Annotated in this window: 13 protein-coding genes; 7 read left to right on the top strand and 6 right to left on the bottom strand. The window is 56.5% G+C overall.

Annotated features, from left to right (window positions below):
* Window positions 1–139: 139 nt before the first annotated feature.
* Window positions 140–685, top strand: coding sequence for a hypothetical protein (locus Fuma_RS19260; protein ID WP_077025557.1), 546 nt, complete (start codon window positions 140–142; stop codon window positions 683–685).
* A gap of 207 nt (window positions 686–892) precedes the next feature.
* On the opposite strand, the gene hemA is transcribed toward Fuma_RS19260, so the two are convergent.
* Window positions 893–2,173 carry a glutamyl-tRNA reductase gene (gene hemA / locus Fuma_RS19255; protein WP_077025556.1) on the bottom strand — a complete coding sequence of 427 codons (1,281 nt, stop codon included), beginning with the start codon at window positions 2,171–2,173 and terminating at the stop codon, window positions 893–895.
* Window positions 2,170–3,123 (bottom strand): cytochrome c biogenesis protein CcsA, encoded by a 954-nt coding sequence (gene ccsA / locus Fuma_RS19250; RefSeq protein ID WP_158521064.1) that lies wholly within the window; start codon window positions 3,121–3,123, stop codon window positions 2,170–2,172. The genes hemA and ccsA overlap by 4 nt, the downstream gene beginning before the upstream one ends.
* A gap of 216 nt (window positions 3,124–3,339) precedes the next feature.
* Between ccsA and Fuma_RS19245 the strand changes: the two genes are divergently transcribed.
* A complete protein-coding gene (locus Fuma_RS19245; RefSeq protein WP_083732160.1) occupies window positions 3,340–4,143 on the top strand; it encodes a class I SAM-dependent methyltransferase in 804 nt (267 codons plus the stop codon).
* 132 nt (window positions 4,144–4,275) lie between these two features.
* Here the strand turns inward: Fuma_RS19245 and Fuma_RS19240 are convergent, their stop codons facing one another.
* The 4 genes from Fuma_RS19240 to Fuma_RS19225 all read right to left on the bottom strand — a co-directional run bounded on the left by Fuma_RS19240 (window position 4,276) and on the right by Fuma_RS19225 (window position 8,711).
* Window positions 4,276–6,222, bottom strand: coding sequence for a preprotein translocase subunit SecA (locus Fuma_RS19240; RefSeq protein ID WP_077025554.1), 1,947 nt, complete (start codon window positions 6,220–6,222; stop codon window positions 4,276–4,278).
* 141 nt (window positions 6,223–6,363) lie between these two features.
* The gene (locus tag Fuma_RS19235) at window positions 6,364–7,536 is read right to left on the bottom strand and encodes an ISAs1 family transposase (protein ID WP_077022421.1); all 1,173 of its coding nucleotides are present in this window, start codon (window positions 7,534–7,536) and stop codon (window positions 6,364–6,366) included.
* A 117-nt stretch (window positions 7,537–7,653) separates the two neighbouring features.
* Entirely contained in the window at window positions 7,654–7,974 is a 321-nt protein-coding gene (locus Fuma_RS19230) for a DUF3817 domain-containing protein (protein ID WP_218922205.1), read from the bottom strand.
* Between the two features lie 251 nt (window positions 7,975–8,225).
* Window positions 8,226–8,711: a GNAT family N-acetyltransferase gene (locus Fuma_RS19225; protein ID WP_077025553.1), complete on the bottom strand. Its 486-nt coding sequence runs from the start codon at window positions 8,709–8,711 to the stop codon at window positions 8,226–8,228.
* Between the two features lie 1,302 nt (window positions 8,712–10,013).
* On the opposite strand from Fuma_RS19225, the gene Fuma_RS19220 reads away from it, so the two are divergent.
* The 5 genes from Fuma_RS19220 (at window position 10,014) to Fuma_RS34610 (ending at window position 16,622) form a co-directional block, all read left to right on the top strand.
* Window positions 10,014–11,921, top strand: a complete 1,908-nt coding sequence (locus Fuma_RS19220; RefSeq protein WP_077025552.1) for an AAA domain-containing protein — start codon at window positions 10,014–10,016, stop codon at window positions 11,919–11,921.
* 177 nt (window positions 11,922–12,098) lie between these two features.
* A complete protein-coding gene (locus Fuma_RS19215; RefSeq protein ID WP_077025551.1) occupies window positions 12,099–13,211 on the top strand; it encodes a M24 family metallopeptidase in 1,113 nt (370 codons plus the stop codon).
* Between the two features lie 92 nt (window positions 13,212–13,303).
* On the top strand, window positions 13,304–13,789 hold the full coding sequence (gene accB, locus Fuma_RS19210; RefSeq protein ID WP_077025550.1) for an acetyl-CoA carboxylase biotin carboxyl carrier protein: 486 nt from the start codon (window positions 13,304–13,306) through the stop codon (window positions 13,787–13,789).
* A gap of 160 nt (window positions 13,790–13,949) precedes the next feature.
* Complete coding sequence (gene accC, locus Fuma_RS34615) at window positions 13,950–15,287, top strand: acetyl-CoA carboxylase biotin carboxylase subunit (protein ID WP_099091820.1); 1,338 nt, start codon at window positions 13,950–13,952, stop codon at window positions 15,285–15,287.
* Between the two features lie 75 nt (window positions 15,288–15,362).
* Window positions 15,363–16,622 (top strand): 6-phosphofructokinase, encoded by a 1,260-nt coding sequence (locus Fuma_RS34610; protein ID WP_099091819.1) that lies wholly within the window; start codon window positions 15,363–15,365, stop codon window positions 16,620–16,622.
* Window positions 16,623–17,004 lie beyond the last annotated feature (382 nt).

The following is a 17,004-nucleotide window of genomic DNA, read 5'->3' as shown; positions in this document are numbered from 1 at the left end:
TGACGGACGATAGCGAATTCACGTTGGGTTCAACTTTCGACTGCGCTGGCCGACGCATCCACTTGAATGTTTTGGCTGACAGGCCACTCGTCGATTACATACCGCGGTTCGACGAAAAGCTGACACCGGAGACACCTGCATGTTCTTCATCACTGACAACTCGGTCCCGATACTGCTGTTGCTGACCGCAGTGGCCGTTGTAGCTTTGGTTGCTGGCATGCCCAAACGAAAAACCGTCGCTGGCGTGTGCGTGCTGGCAGCGGTGGGCCTGTTGTTGCTGGAGCATACTCTGGTATCGCCTGGCGAAGAAGTGGAAATGCAGCTGGAACAAATGCTGACCAACTTTCGATCTCGCGACCTGGATGCCATTGCCGGGCAGATTTCGAAGCAGAGTCCCGATTTGATTGAAAACGCCAAACGCGGCCTGGATCTGGTGGATGTGAGCGAGCAGTTCCGAATCAAATCGGTCGAAGTGGAACTCAACGACGACATCACAAAAGCGACGGCATTCCTCCGCGCTAACGGGCCATTGACGATTAGAGCTCAGGGCGGTGGCAGTCGAAATATGCCCACGTATTGGCGCACCGTTTGGGTGCGTGAAAGCGATTCCTGGAAACTGTACCAGGCTGCTCGACTGAATCCGGTGAACGGCGACGAAATTGAGATGTATGGCCCGGGGAATTAACCCAGCTTCGCTTTTGCCGTGGACGTTTGCGGCCTGGGGGAAACAGCCATCATCGTCCGAAAAGCTTATTCCGCGGCCGCAAGTCAGCGAGATTCGCTGTCGCTGCGATTGGTTCCCGAACTGCGTCCATGGTGAGGCAGTCTTCAGCGACGACCAGCGAGCGTGTTTGCAGGCAATCGCTGAAATGCTCGAAGCTGCCAGCCGCAGTCACTCACCCAGATGAAACAGTCGCTTCATCGCGTCCAGCAAGCTGTGAGGCGTGCCGGCCTTGGCTTCGACCTTCAGCGTTTCCAGCGGTGGGTGCAGCACTTTGTTAACAATTCGATGGACTGTCTTTTCAATCGCTGATCGCTGTTCGTCGTCGAGATCCGGCAGACGTCGGAACAGGATGTCGATTTCTGTCTGGCTGATGTCTGTCAGCTGTTCACGCAGTCGCTGAATGACGGGACCCGTCGCTCGATGATAAACACCGTGCATGAAGTGTTCGGTGGCTTCTAGAATGATTTTGCGAGCCTGCTTGATTTCCGAAACCCGCATCGCTCGATTCTGTTCACATTTTTCTTCCAGCGCGTCAATGTCGTATAGGAAAATGTTGTCGTCGATATCGGCGATTGACGGTGCGAAGTCTCGCGGGGCACCAAGATCCAGGATGAAGACCGGCTTGCGATCAGCATTCTTGCGGATGCGAGCGAATCGGTCGTGGTCGATCAGCGTGTCTGTTGCTCCCGTTGTACTAACGATAATGTCCGCTGCAGCCAGCCACTTATCCAATTGATCAAAGCTGTCCGTCGCGCCGCCAAATGCGTTGGCGAGCGCTTCCGCTCGTTCTCGGTTGCGGTTGATAACCACGATGCGTCCTGCATTTTCGTCTTTCAGGTATCGCAGAGTCTCTTCAGCCATTTCGCCGGCACCGATGACCAGCACCGTCTTATTATCGAATCGGTTAAAGATCTCACGCCCAAAATCGCCAACCGCAACGCTGGCAATCGACACGCGGCCTTCTGATAAACGCGTGTTTGTGCGGACCCTGGCCGATACTTCCAAAGCTCGCTGAAACAGAATGTTCGTTAGCGGCCCGCAGGAATCGTTTTCGCGAGCAATCCGGTAGGCGTCTTTGACCTGAGTCACAATCTGTGGTTCGCCCAGAACCATGCTGTCCAGACTGCAGACGACATCAAACAAGTGTTCCACTGCCTTCTGGCCATGGTGCGACAGCACGGAACCGGTAAATTCGTCTGACGGCACGTTGTGGAACTGGGATACGAAATCGGAAATGTGCTGAGCCGAAAGCGCGCCGCTTTCCTGGTCGGTGGCCGCATAGACTTCGACGCGATTACACGTCGACAGCAGTACGAGTTCGGAATCGGGATGCTGTTTGCGCCAGTCGGCGTAGGCTTGCGTGAGCTGATCTTCAGATGCGAACGCCAGCTTCTCACGCACCTCCAGCCCGGCGTGATGATGGTTGCAGCTTAAGACGAAGACGTTCATGACGGCATGCCTTCGCTATAACAGGTGAAGTGGCTTTCGCACATTAGGATGCCGGCATCGCGCGCCGTGCGTTCTTTCGAAAGCGACGCTGCATCTTTATTCGAGTTCGCTGGGCGGTTCTCATGCACGCCGCCGGATAGCAGCATCAGACCAAAGACGGTTAGCAGCAGAAACCCGCCGGCCAGTAACGTCATGCGAGCGACCTGGCGACCGGTTTGTTCCTTTTGGGTTAACAGCCACGCCAATGTTATGGTCATGATACCCCACACGATGGTCGTGCCGGCGATGATTGGATCGGTCCAGTCGAACTCCCCTTTCGCAGTCGTGGCGGCCAGAATGAATCCCGTTGCCAGGCCCACCGTCAGCATTGCGACGGTACCAATCACCAGCCAGCGATTCACGGATGTCAACTTTTCCAGATTTGGCAGCTGCAGTCGATGTAACCAGGAACTCTTCCCTCGCAGCTTTTGGTGCTGCAACAGGTACATCACCGCACACAAGGTGGCCGCCGCCACGCAGCCGATTCCAACAACCAGCGTCGACGCGTGCAGCATTCCCCAGCGCCGACTGGCTAGTCGGCCTGCTTCTTCTGTGGTCCCGCTGTCAACGAACGTAGACATCACGATAAGGCCTACGATGACAGGCAACAGAAACAACCCCAGCGTGATTCGTCGTTGAGTTGTCAGGATCAGCAGATAGAAAACGACTCCCAGCCAAGCCAGTACCAGTAGCCAGTCGTGGCTGCTGCCAACCAGTGGCGGGAGGCCGGATTTTGAACTTCGTGCGACCAAATAAGCCGCATGAGCCATTAATCCGGCAGTGGTTGATGCAATTAGCAGGCCCCGTGTCAGCGCGGACCGGTTGCGCAGTAACTGAAAAAGCTCAACGCCGAACGCAGCGATGTAGCTCAACAGAAAACAATACAAATGAACTCGTGAGAGAATTTCCACAAACCGGCTTTCAGAGGGCGTCATTTGCCCCGTGAACTCATTCCACCAACCGTGGCAGGCATTCCACCACCGACTATTCTAAACGTCAAAAGTGCTTAGAAAAGCGCCGAAGTGGTTTGAAGCCGACTTCCCCGAACATCACAACGTGGCCGCGGCGGTATACTCCGCACATTCAACCCGCGGTTCGGCGTTTTCGTCGACATTCAGGAGCCCCCTTTGAATTACCAGGCAACTAACCGAAAATCATGGAATCAACTGGCGGATTCCGGAAGCCAGTTCGCTCGCGTTGCCACGGACGAAGAGTGCTCGCGACCACTTCGGGTTTTGGATGGGCGAGGCTGGCTGCCCGAAAGTGTGGTTGGCATGGACGTGCTGTGTCTGGCGTCCGGCGGTGGCTGGCAGTCGATTCTGTACGCGGTGGCGGGGGCAAACGTGACGGTCGTGGATATCAGCGACTCAATGCTGGAACTCGATCGTCGCGAAGCACATCGTCGCGGTCTGAAGGTCGAAACACTGCGCGCTTCAATGGACGATCTGCGCGAACTCACCAGCCGAAGTTTCGACATCGTGCATCAACCGGTCAGCTCCTGCTACATCCCCGACCTGGTCCCACTGTATGCGGAGATCGCTCGCGTCCTTCGCGATGACGGTGTTTATATCAGCCAGCATAAACAACCGACCAGCCTGCAGATTAGTCATCGCAACGAACGCCATCAGTTTGTTATCGGGGTCGAGTACTACCATCGAGGCCCCCTGCCCCGACAGATCGACAAATCTTATCGTGAACCCGGAGCGACTGAGTACCTGCATCGACTGGAAGATCTGATCGGCGGACTGTGTCGCAGCAACATGATTCTGGAAGACGTCCGCGAACCTGTACGAGCGGACTACAACGCCAACGTCAATCATTTCGGCTACCGCGGCCGCTTTATTCCACCCTACATCCGCCTGAAAGCTCGACGAGAAAAACGGCCTCCCAACGAAGCCACAACGACCACCACCAAAATCTGGACTCCCTAACGGGGCCGGTATGCACCGGCGGGCGGTTGGCGTAGTGGGTTGGTGACGGTTTGGGGGCGGAATCGCCGGCGGTGCTCCCGGTGGTCGCTTGAGGATGTGTCTACTGCGGCGTGAGAATGATGCGTGCTTGGCTTACGATTCTGTGAGTTCCAGGTAGGGGTCGAGGCCCATGTTTTCGTATTGTTCCAGACGCAGGCGTTCCTGCTTCAGGAGACTTTTTCGCTGCTTGCGGTGAGTTTTTTCCAGGAACCGCTGCACCTTTTTGAAGTAGCGGTGCCATGTGCGACTTAGTTCGCCCGACTTGTTGGCGATTGCCATTTTTCGACGACGTTGCACTTCTTTGGGTTCGCGGCAGCTAAGCAGTTCGTCTTCCAGCGACAGATAGAACTGGTAGGACCCCGGGTCGCCCTGTCGAGCGGCTCGGCCCACTAGCTGGCGATCGATGCGCTTCGAGCTGTGCATTTCGGTGGCGATGACATGCAGTCCGCCCGACTTCTTAACGACATCGTCCAGGATAATGTCTGTTCCTCGACCAGCCATGTTTGTGGCGATGGTTACTTTGCCCGGACCGCCCGCCTGTTTGACAATTTCCGCCTCCTGTTCGTGGTAGCGAGCGTTCAAGATCTTAGCGTTGATGTTGTGCCCTTTCAGGATCTCAGCCAAGGCTTCGGACGCTTCGACGGACGGCGTGCCGACCAGAATGCTCTGGCCTCGCTGCATGAGCTCTTCGATGTCTGCGGCAATGGCGGCTCGCTTAGCCTCTTGAGTCTTGAAGACTCGTGCTGGCTTGCCTCGACGAATACACTTCTTGTTCGTCGGGATCTTTGTGACCTTCAGCTTATACGTCTTTTTCAGTTCGCGACGGGCGGGTAGAGCTGTTCCCGTCATGCCGCACAGGTTGGTATAGTTGCGAAAGAAGCTCTGCACCGTAATTCGAGCCGCCTCGCCGGTGGCGGCGGTAATGGGAACCAGTTCTTTGGCTTCGATCGCCTGATGAAGTCCGTCCTGCCACTTTCGGCCATCCATCACTCGGCCCGTTCCTTCGTCGACGATCATCACTTTCTCATCGACGATGACGTAGTCGCGGTCCTTCATGAAAGCGTGCTGAGCCGTCAGCGCTTTTTCGACCTGCGTGTAAATGCGTTCGGTGTCCATGCTGTTCATCAGCGACGGCTTAGCCATCAGAACAACTTTGCGGCAGCCGGCGTCGGTCAGCCATGCAGAACGGCGTTCGGGTTCGTAAACATAGTCTTCACGCGGGGTGAGCTGATAGGTGGCTCGGTTACTCCAGCGAAACAGATTGACGGTGCCGGGGTCGTTTGGCTGAGTCAACCCGATGATCAGCGGCGTTCGTGCTTCATCGATAAGAATACTGTCCGCTTCGTCGATCAGGGCGAAGTAGTGCCCACGCTGCACGGGTTCTTCGCCGCCGCCTAAAGTGCGGACAAATTTTCGCAGCGAAGGCGTTCCGTCGTCTGGTGAGGCTCCCATGCGCAGGCGGTCGCGGAGGAAGTCGAAGCCCATTTCCTTGGACGTCGCGTAGGTGATATCGCAGGCATAGTTCTGCCGGCGTTCGTCAGGTTCCATCGGTTCCAGAATTGTGCCGACCGTTAAGCCCAGCTTGCGATGCACTGGCCCCATGATTTTGCAGTCACGTTCGGCCAGGTAATCGTTGACGGTGATCACGTGGCAACCGTGGCCGGTCAGAGCTCGCAGGAACGACGGCATGGTGGCCGTCAGCGTCTTGCCCTCCCCCGTCTGCATTTCGGCAATATGGCCTTCGAACAAAGCGATCGCGCCAATAATTTGAACTTCGAAGTGCTCCATGTTGAGCACGCGCCGAGCCGACTGGCGGACCAGCGCGTAGGCTTCGATCAGCAGCTTATCCAGGGGCGTACCGGCTTTGGCTTCCCACATGAGTTTGCGGCCGGCTGTGGTGAGCTCATCATCGGCCAGCGAATTCATTTCCTGGCTGCGTTTGATGACTTTTTTCGCCATCGCTCGCCAGCGCGAACGCCGAGCGGCTGGCGCGACGCCAGCCGTTTTGGAAAAGTGGTAGACTTCAGATGCACCGATCATGGGAGGCTTCGTATTGCGGGGACGTGGTTAAGAAGATTGTCCACGTTGAAAATCATAATACCACACTCATGAGACGAAAATGCGAATCGAAGGCAACACCTCCGCTGCGGCGAGTCGGCCATGCTTCAGGGCCAGCGCATACTAAGTTGTTTTGCCGGTAAGGATTTGCATCAAATAGTCAATGTTCCATCCGGCCATTCTTCTTTTCATGACGTTGCTTTGTTTGCCAGGATGTTTCTTGATGAGGCTGAGTGTGAGTCGTCTGAGCCATGACAAATTGTTCGCGAAGATTCGGTTTCGGACTCGACTCTCATCCTCGCGGTAGGTCATGTCGAGACTCCAGTGCAGCGTGTTTTCTATGGCCCAGTGACCACGAACCGTTGTTGCGAACAGCTCGCCTTTGCGACGCAGACTGCTGATGTAGTAGCGAACGTCAGAATGATGAATGCCGTCCTGCTCGTACATTCGGATCGCCGTTCCGATGGTCTTGAGTCCGGCCCATTTGTGGCCCACGTCAAAATCGACAGGCACGGTCGCCTGATAGTAGATTCTCTGTTCCTGCCGACCGTGTCCCTTCTCTGTTTCTTCATAGCGACTGACGGGACAGCGAGCGAAGTCATCCTCCAGGTGATCGAGAAAAAACTTCTGCACGACCTCATAGAGTTTCGGTTGGTTGCCTTTCAGGGCTAACACATAGTCTGCATTGCCAGACACGATCTGCTGCGCAATGTTTTTTTGACAACCCGCTGCGTCAATCGTAATGATCGCCTCATCGATATTGATTTCGTTCAGTAATTTCGGGATCGCGGTGATCTCGTTCGACTTCTCTTCCGTCGCCACCTGTCCCAGAGAAATCCCCTGATCAGAAGCCCACGCACTCACGATGAACAACGCACCCAGCCCATTCTTTTTGTCATGTGATCGACGGAGTGCTTTGCCATCAATCGCAATCTGTTTTCTGTAGCCTTCTTTCTGTTCGTCGGAAAGTCCTTCCAGCGATTCAATCCATTGCACGAAGCACGCTTGAAAGTCGTTCGGCTTCAGGAGAGAAAGGACGCGCCGGTACGTATCTTTTTTCGGAATGCCATGCGGAAGTGCCAGGTGTTTCTGCAGGCCATCGGCATTCAGTCGCGCCCATTCCGCAATCGCACTGGGGCCGTCGGCGTTGGCCAGCACTCCGCAAATGGCGATCACAATCACATCACCAAGCAGATGCAGACGATTGATGTTGGAACGCGGGTCTTTCAATTGATCAAAGTAATGAACAATGTTTCCTGTCAGCTCCTGGGTGACCGCCAGTTCAACTGTCGACATCTCTTGTCCTCTCCTCGTGAAGTCCGATGTTACGACACGAAAAGACTAACCAATACTCACTTGTCGCGCCAGCCTAAATTGCCCAAAGTGCGCGCTGGCCCTGGCCATGCTTTGCGGTCACTCCGAAAGTTCCGCCATGTTGCCGATTCGCTTCAGCTTGCCGTCGAAGATAAACGGCCCAAATGGCACGATCGCTGCCAATATTCCGGTGATTGCCAGGCCCTTCGAAATGGGGACTCGCGAAACCGCCGCCATCAGCATGAATACCAGGCCCACGAACAGAACTCCATGGATGCTACCCACAATGCGGACGGCCAGCGGCATTTCGGCTAGATATTTCAGAGGCATCGCGATGCCGAACAAGACCAGCGTCGAAATGCCTTCGATAATGCTGAAGGTGCGAAGTTTGTTCAGGAATGGCTGATTGATGGCGGGCACGATGAAAGAACCTCAAATTTGCGAAATGGCAATGTTTCGGAGAATGTCTGCGCCGGGACCGGCTGTCTCCGATGGTGGATTGTATCGGCTGGAATTGGCCTGACCAATTAGGCTGCCACCGGAGCTTTGCATCCTGCGCCGCAAGTCTCAGACGGCGCGGGCCGCTGCGCGTTGCAGGACGTTCCGCTGGGATTTGCGGACGGTTGGAGGTCGAAAGAACGGCTGACTCGAGACAGGATGGGTTTGCGAAGTCAGTGAATTCCGATCCGTTTCTCCATCTCAAACCGATCAAGGGACTGCTCGCCAATTTGAACGACTTCCTTCTTCTTAATTGCAAAGCCCATTGCGGCGAAGGCTGGTTGAGCCATCAAGCTGGCGTGAACCCAGAGACGCGTTTCCCCGTTCTGCTGCGACAGCTTTTCAATGGATTCATAAAGGCGACGAAAAACTCCGGTTCCCTGTGCGGATGGCCGGATGTAAGCGAAGTCGATGTAGCCAGCTTCGGCGAGACTCATGAATCCGACCACTTCGCTGGAATTCGCGGCAACGAAAATTGACTGAGAGCTTAAACGCTCGACCCAATCGACTCCCCTTCGAGGCTGAGGAACCCACGCTTGCCGCTGTTCTTCCGTGTAAGCGCTGGGGCCGTGCCGGACCGCGTCAAACATGACGTCGGCCAAAGCGTCGTAGTCGGCAACAGTGGCCGACCGTATTTCAATCTGATTTTTCTCGTGCATTGTAAGTGGCGATCATTCGGCAATTCATAACTTTGATCGCTCGCTGCCAGCGAATCGAATTCGGGCGGGCACTGCCGACCAGCGATCAACCGCCATGGTCTGGCGAGCGAGGTGTCTACCGATTTTTTGGACGTCGACGTGTGGTCGGCGCAACACGACGTCCACCGTACTCAATTTACAATACCTCAATCCAGTCCCGGAGCGATAAGGCATGGACGGTGGCGTCGACGGATGGTCCGTCGCCCGGCGTTATGGTCACAAGCGGAGTTGTCGGAATGCGGTCAATGTCCGTCAGGCACCTTGCCGCCCGGTCGCCCCGATCGTTTAACCCGCAGCCGAAGGCGCAGGCGGTGCTCACGCGGTCTCGTGCGTGGCAAGGTTGCTCGTGAACAGTGAGAGGTTGCAGCTTCGTTGTTGTGGCCGGATTCTGCCAAACGGCCGTCAGAGCGCCGCCTGCGCCTTCGGCTGCGGGTTAAACGCGAAACCGTACACACACTGGCAAAGCCAGTGGCACCCAGGCAACGCATTCGCAGTGATGCGGTCACGCTCGATTTGAAACGCTGAGGTTGCGGAGACGCAGAGGGTCGCAGAATTTGCCGCCGGCAGTATTTCTCTCTGCGGTCCTCTGCGTCTCCGCATACTCCGCTTTAAACTGTTTTTAGCCGCGTTCCGTAGACGTTCCCGCCATGTGCCGATTCGTTTCAGCTTGCTATCGAAGACGAATGTCCCAAACGACACGATCGCCGGAGCGGCACTTCGCCTGATCCGCCTTACTCAATCGCCTAAGTTTGCACCTCTCCCCAGCGAAGCTGAGGGGGAGGTCGGACAAGCGAAGCAACGTCCGGGAGGGGGGGGGCATGCGAACGCAAAGCACCAGATTAGGCCGAGGTCCTCACGCGGGCCCGGCCCTCCCCCGATCTTGCTTCGCTCGATCGACCCCTCCCGCAATGAATTGCGGGAAGGGTGCAAGTTGCGGTGGGGCAGGCTCTTGTCTGTCGATTTTGATTCCGACCGTCAGACACCTGAGCGCCCGGTCGCCCCGATCGTTTAACCCGCAGCCGAAGGCGCAGGCGCTGCTCACGCGGTCCAGTGCGTGGCGAGGTTTCTTGGGAACAGTTAGAGGCTGCGGTTTCGTTGTTGTGGCCGGAATGATCCAAACGGCCGTCAGAGCGCCGCCTGCGCCTTCGGCTGCGGGTTAAACGTAGATGCAGGACATCAAGGGACGATCGGGTTTCGGGATTGTCGCGACTCGGGTGTGTCGGATCGTTTTCACGGTTCCCTCGGCTTTGTATCCTTCGCCGCATGTCCATACCGAACCGACCGTTACGCGCCGCCGAACACTTTGCCAATCTTCGCCGTTGGCTGGATATGGAAGGCGAGGCCGAGCGCGAGCGGCTGGAAGAGCGGCGCAAGGTGCAATCATCGGCTCAGGCGGAACGAGGTGGCGAAACGCTGCTGGATATGATCGTCAGCACGCACACGTCGGGGCTCGGCGGACGCTATCTGATCACGCTGAAAAAACGCCGATCAGCCGAACGCCTGCCTTGGCACCGCTTCAAAGTTGGCAGCCCGATTATTTTGTCCGCTGATGGTGGCAAATCAGGATCGTCGGTTCAGGGAGTTGTCAGCGGCCGAAAATCGGATTCGCTGGAAATCGCCGTCGACGACTGGCCGGAAGGTGAACGGTTCCGCCTGGACTTGTCGCCCGATGAGGTGACTCGCAAACGGCAACTGGCGGCCATGCAGGTTGCAGAAACAGCGACGGGTCGACTGGGGCAGCTTCGCGACTTATTTCTGTATGATCGCGAACCGTCTTATCGATCCGGGCTCGAATCGACGAAGTCCGAAAGCCTGAATGAATCCCAGCAGGCCGCTGTTGAGTTCGCTCTGTCTTCGGAAGACCTCGCCATCATTCACGGCCCGCCGGGCACGGGCAAGACGACCACCGTGGTGGAACTGATCCGCCAGGCGGTTTCGAACGGCGAACGAGTTCTCGCGTGTGCCCCCAGCAATACGGCGGTCGACAACCTGTTGGAACGGCTGGTCAACGCGGGCGAACCGGCCGTGCGTTTGGGGCATCCGGCGCGAGTTCTGGAAGTGGTGAGATCGCATACGCTGGACGCTCTGGTTGCGCAGCACGACGCGTATGCTGTGATTCAGGAAATGTATCGAGAGGCCGAGCAACTCGATCGCAAAGCCAGTCGCTACACGCGCGGCCGACCGGCTCCGGGGCAGAAGTATCAGCAGCGTCAGGAAGCTCGCGAACTGCGTAAGCACGCTCGAATGATGGAACGCCAGGCGATTAACGAAGTCATTGCAACGGCGCGAGTTGTCTGTGCGACGGTGAGTTTCGACTTCAGCACATTGGACGATCACGAGTTCGATCTTCTGGTCATCGACGAAGCATGCCAAAGCGTCGAACCCGGCTGCTGGGTGCCATTAAAATATGCGTCAAAGGTCGTGCTGGCGGGCGATCACTGTCAGTTGCCGCCAACGATTCTGTCGAAGGAGGCGGCTCGCGAAGGCTACGCCGTCAGCCTGATGCAGCGACTTGTGGAACACTACGGCGACGCGACGACTCGGCAATTAACAGTGCAGTACCGCATGCACGAACAGATCATGCAGTTTTCGTCCGACACGTTTTATGATGGCTCACTGACGGCTCATGAATCGGTGCGGCAACACGTGTTGAGCGACCTGCCGCAGGTGTCGGGCTGCGACGATTCGCCGGTGTTGTTCATCGATACGGCCGGAGCCGGCTGGGACGAAGAACAGGAACCGGAAGGCCTAAGTCGGCTCAATCCGAACGAAGGTCGCTTGGTGCTGGATCAGGTCAACGCCTTGTGTGAAGCGGGGCTGAGTCCCGCCGACATTGCCGTGATTGCTCCGTATGCGGCTCAGGTTCGCTGGCTGCGTCAAAATGCCGAATTTGATCAACTCGAAATCGACACCGTCGACGGATTTCAGGGCCGTGAAAAAGAAGCGGTCGTGATGTGTACCGTGCGTTCCAACGGCAAAGGTGAAGTCGGTTTTCTGTCGGATGCACGTCGCATGAATGTGGCTCTCACGCGAGCTCGCCGCAAGCTAATTGTGATCGGTGACAGCGGTACGCTTGGTTCGGACGAATTCTTCACGACACTGATCGGCTGGTTCGAAACAGTCGGCGCGTATCGGTCCGTTTGGGAGATGACGTCGGAGGTTGAATCGTGATGTTGGGACCGCTGATGTGCGAGATTGCCAATCACGGTGGATTTTATGGACTGGTCAGCAGCAAATCGTTTAACCCGTAGTCGGAGGCGCAGGCGGTATTGCACGGTGTCATACCGCTCGCCTGCGCCTCCGGGTTAAACGACTTTTCTTCAAACTCATTCAACAGGAAATTACATCGTGGCAACTGGTCCTGATTATTCGGCTCGTCGTTCTCGCCTGACTCGTTCGTTTAAATCGGCTGGTGTCGACGCATTGCTGGTCACTGGTTTGGCGAACGTTCGTTATCTCACGGGCTTCACCGGTGATTCGACGTGGTTGTATCTCAGCAAGTCAGCCACCGTGCTGATCAGTGATACCCGGTACGAGACGCAGATCGCAAACGAATGTGACATCGTAGATGTTGACATCCGTGACGCGCGGAAGCCGATGAAGGTTGCCGTGAGCGAAATTGTGAAGAAAGCCAAGCCAAAGCGGCTCGGCTTCGAACCGGCTCATGTCACTTTCGGTCAACACGCTGACTTGTCGGAAGAGATTACCGCCGCTGAACTGGTTCCCACCGGCGGGCTGACCGAACGTTTGCGCGAAGTGAAGGACAAGTGGGAACTGCAGCAGATTCGAGATGCCGTCCACATGGCCGAACGAGGCATTGCCGTGGTCCGCAGCGGTCTGACACTGGATCAAACCGAACAGGAAATTCGCTACATTCTTGAAGCGGCCATGCGCAGCTTCGGAGCGACCGGGCCCGGCTTTGAACCGATCGTCGGTGTTGGCCCTACGGCCGCGTTGCCTCATGCACATGCGGGCGATTTAAGCGTGAGCGAATCCCCGATTCTGTTAATCGATTGGGGGGCCGAAACGAAATCCGGCTACCGCAGCGACCTGACTCGCGTGTTCGTCACCGGCAAGCCATCGAAGCAGATGGAAAAAGTGTACAACACAGTTCAGGAAGCTCAGCAAGCCGCAATTGCCGCGATTAAACCGGGGGTCAAGTGTGTCGATGTGGACACGATTGCTCGGAATATCATTGCTGACGCGGGCTTCGGAAAACGCTTTGGGCACGGCTTGGGCCATGGTTTTGGCCTGGAAATCCACGAATCCGTTCGAATGAGTCCCCTTACCGATCAGGTTTTCGAACCCGGCATGGTGGTGACGGTTGAGCCCGGGATTTATCTGCCCGGTAAGTTTGGCGTGCGTATCGAAGACGATATTCTGGTAACTCGTGACGGTCACGAAGTTTTGTCTTCCGTTCCTCGCGAATTCGACGATGCGATTGTCGAATTCCTTGCATAAACGGGGCATTCTTTAGAAAGTGTGCGACTTTCACATCGCACCAAACATCTTGATATTTCGCGAACCGCAACGGCTTCGCCGGAGCAATTTATATGGCCAAACCTACCGAACCGGATGAAGGCAGTTTCGATCTGGACCAGTTTCGTAAGATGCTGCAGCTAATGCAGAAGTTCGGCGTCACAGAAGCCAGCCTGCGGAAAGGCGGCGAATCGTGGAAAGTACGCCGCGGACCGCGTCAGGTGGCCGCCCCGGAAGTGGCGTTCGCTCCACAGGCAGCGGCGGCTGCTGCACCAGCCGTGCCGCAGGAGACGGCTCCGGCACCAGCGGCGGCTCCCAAAGGCATCACGATCGATGCGCCGACGGTTGGTACGTTTTATTCTTCTCCTACGCCGGAAGAACCCGTCTTCGTCAGCGTTGGCTCAACAGTTCAGCCGGACACGACCGTCTGCATTATTGAAGCCATGAAGGTCTTCAACCAGATTCCCGCTGAGAAGGCCGGCAAGATCGTGGAAATCCTTGTGGAAAACGGCGACGCGGTCGAATTTGGTCAGCCGCTGTTTCGCATTGAACCTGCGTAGTTTGACTTTCCAGCAATTGTGAGCCGCGCGGTTTTGCGGCAGCGCTTGCCACGCAGACCGCTGCACTGACAAGGCCAGCGGCTGGCGCCGGCGGCTCACAGACACAGGCGTTCGATATCTTCGAACCGTACGACTAAGGCGAACACGGAATCCTTCCCCAATGTTTCAACGCATTCTGATTGCCAATCGAGGCGAGATCGCTCTGCGAATTATTCGCGCCTGCCGCGAAATGGGCATCGAATCGGTGGCCGTGTTCAGCGAAGCCGACCGCGGTGCTCACTACCTTGAACTGGCCAACGAAGCCTATTGCATCGGTCCGGCGGCTGCCTCCGACAGCTATCTGCTGATTAATCGGCTGATTAGCGTGGCAGAAATCGGCAACGTGCAGGCTGTCCATCCTGGCTACGGGTTTCTGGCGGAGAATGCCCATTTCGCCAAAGTCTGCCGCGACTGTAATATCGAATTCATCGGCCCGCCTCACGAAGCCATGTCACAACTTGGCGACAAAGTGAGTGCTCGAGCGATCGCGATGGCGGCCAAGGTTCCCTGTGTGCCCGGCAGCGACGGGTTGCTGACCGACGTCAACGAAGCGGTCAAGGTCGCTAACGAGATTGGCTATCCCGTGCTGATCAAAGCCACGGCGGGCGGCGGCGGTAAAGGCATGCGAGTCGCCGGGAATGAAGTTTCCCTGCGTGCCGGTCTGCAGGCAGCGTCTGCAGAAGCTGAAAAAGCATTCGGCAATGCAGGCGTGTACCTGGAGAAATTCGTCGAACGTCCAAGACACGTCGAAGTGCAGGTGCTGGCCGACCATCACGGCAACGTTGTGCACCTGTGGGAACGCGACTGTTCGATGCAGCGGAAGCACCAAAAGCTGATCGAAGAAAGCCCTGCCCCGAATCTGCCCGACGAAGTGCGACAGGATATCTGCAATTCCGCCGTGCGACTGGTTAAGGAATCCGGCTACCAAAACGCGGGTACCGTCGAGTTCATTGTCGACAAGGATTACAACTTCTACTTCATCGAAGTGAACGCCAGAATTCAAGTGGAACATCCGGTCACAGAAATGGTGACCGGCATTGACCTGATCAAGCAACAGATTCTGGTCGCGTCCGGTGCAAAACTGCCGTTCGAACAGAAGGACATTCCGTGCAACGGTTCGGCGATTGAATTGCGAGTCAACGCGGAAGACCCGGACAACGATTTTCGAGGCAGCCCCGGAAAAATCACCAAGCTGCGTCAGCCGGGCGGGCTGGGCGTGAGATTCGATTCGCACGTTCACGAAGGCTACACAATCAGCCCGTATTATGACTCCATGATCGGCAAGCTGATTGTGCATAGACAAACTCGAGACGATGCGATTGCCACCATGAAACGCTGCCTGCGGGAATTTTCCGTAGAAGGTGTCAAAACAACTCTGCCACTCGCCGCCAAAATGTTCAATAACTCTGATTTTGTCGCCGGCACCGTGGATACAACGTTTGTGGAACGCACCTGGTAAATTTCAAAACTGCATTTTGGAATCCGCGGTACCCTTTACCTTTCCCTGAAGACTGAACACCGAAACCCTATTTTCATGTCACACGAAATCAAAAAAGTCGCCCTGCTGTTTTCAGGTGGACCAGCTCCTGCCGCCAACGCGGTCATTTCAACCTGTGCCATTTCCTGCATCAACAACGGCATCGACGTGGTTGGCATCAAGCACGGCTATTCAAGCCTGATTGACTACACCGCCGACAAGCCACTGGTGGAAGGCAAAGACTACATCAGCCTGCACGAAGTCATGCTGCGTCGCACACGCAGCAAGCAGGGAATCCTGATCGGTACCGCTCGAACCAACCCTGGCAAGTTCGTCAACGCTCCGGAAGACCTCAAAGATCCGGAGAAAATCGCGCCGCTGAAACGCACGTACGAAGCGCTTTGCTCGTTGGGCGTCGACGCGCTGGTTTCCATTGGCGGCGACGACACTCTGAAAACCGCCAACAAGTTCAAGCTGTTCCAGGAAAGTCTTCCGGAAGGCAGCAAGAAGATCCCAGTCGTTCACGTGCCGAAGACAATCGACAACGACTACATGGGCATCGACTTCACCTTCGGCTACTTCACCGCCGTCGAAACTCTGGGCACCGAAATTCGCAATCTGCACGCAGATGCGGAAGCGGGCCGAGCTTACTTCATGGTCGAAAGCATGGGCCGCAGTGCGGGTTGGCTGGCCTACGGAGCAGCAATTTCCGGCGAAGCCAGCATGGTGATCAGTGTCGAAGACGTCACCGACGAATACCTTTCGCCGGAATCCACAGCCGACCGCAAAGTCATGGATATCGACAAGCTGGTCGCGAAAATGGTCCGCATGATGCGTTATCGCCAGGACAAGCAAGGCAAAGAATATGGCGTGATCGTTGTCGCCGAAGGCCTCGCCGAATTCCTGTCTGACGATGTCCTCAAGGATGTGCCTCGCGACGACCACGGCCATATTTCCGTGGCTCACGTCGACCTTGGCAAGATGTTTGCCAAGCGAGTTGCCGACGAATTCGAACGTCAAACCGGCAGCAAGAAAAAGGTCACCGGCCTGCAACTCGGCTACGAATCTCGCTGTGCTCGGCCTCAAGCCTTCGACGTGATGCTCGGCAGCCAACTGGGCGTCGGTGCCTATCGTGCTCTTTGCGAAGAGAATCACAACGGCGTGATGGTTTCCGTTTCCGGCCAGTTAGACCTTCACTACGTGCCCTTCGAAAAGCTGGTCGACCCGGCCACACTGGTCACGGTCGTCCGCTTCATCGAGAAAGACAGCGACTTCCACAAACTCGCTCGCTTCCTCGAAACCAGCATCAACGATTGAGCCGGGCTGCCCCGGCGGGCGGTTGGCGTGGCGGGCTGGTGAGCGGGATGATGGCGGAAGCGCCGGCGGTGCTCCCGTTGGTCGCTGGAGGCAGGGCGGTCACTAAGTGACGGGGGAGCCGGCGTAAACGTAGCGGGAACGCTATTCGTGCGCGACGCCAGAGCCGAATCAGCGCCGCGTTGAACGATCACTTGCTACACCTTCGCGCCGAAGTCTGCTGAGTCAGATAATTCCCCGAATGCGCACAACGATTCATCGAGTGTGGCCGGGGTTGGACTGAGCTGGCGAAGGAAACCCCGGTGAATTGGCGGCGCGTGGTTTTGAGTCAACATCGCCTGCAACGGCGGACTTCATTCGCCGAACGCAGCAATCTTCGTTACTT

This window comes from Fuerstiella marisgermanici, from assembly GCF_001983935.1.
Taxonomy (GTDB): domain Bacteria; phylum Planctomycetota; class Planctomycetia; order Planctomycetales; family Planctomycetaceae; genus Fuerstiella; species Fuerstiella marisgermanici.
This window is presented reverse-complemented; position numbering and strand designations above follow the sequence as displayed.

Excerpts from the sequence above, each read along its gene's own strand:
- accC (WP_099091820.1), top strand. The coding sequence starts at position 13,950 with ATGTTTCAACGCATTCTGATTGCCAATCGAGGCGAGATCGCTCTGCGA.
- Fuma_RS19220 (WP_077025552.1), top strand. The coding sequence starts at position 10,014 with ATGTCCATACCGAACCGACCGTTACGCGCCGCCGAACACTTTGCCAAT.
- Fuma_RS19260 (WP_077025557.1), top strand. The coding sequence starts at position 140 with ATGTTCTTCATCACTGACAACTCGGTCCCGATACTGCTGTTGCTGACC.
- Fuma_RS19225 (WP_077025553.1), bottom strand. The coding sequence starts at position 8,711 with ATGCACGAGAAAAATCAGATTGAAATACGGTCGGCCACTGTTGCCGAC.
- accB (WP_077025550.1), top strand. The coding sequence starts at position 13,304 with ATGGCCAAACCTACCGAACCGGATGAAGGCAGTTTCGATCTGGACCAG.
- Fuma_RS19235 (WP_077022421.1), bottom strand. The coding sequence starts at position 7,536 with ATGTCGACAGTTGAACTGGCGGTCACCCAGGAGCTGACAGGAAACATT.
- hemA (WP_077025556.1), bottom strand. The coding sequence starts at position 2,173 with ATGAACGTCTTCGTCTTAAGCTGCAACCATCATCACGCCGGGCTGGAG.
- Fuma_RS34610 (WP_099091819.1), top strand. The coding sequence starts at position 15,363 with ATGTCACACGAAATCAAAAAAGTCGCCCTGCTGTTTTCAGGTGGACCA.
- Fuma_RS19240 (WP_077025554.1), bottom strand. The coding sequence starts at position 6,222 with ATGATCGGTGCATCTGAAGTCTACCACTTTTCCAAAACGGCTGGCGTC.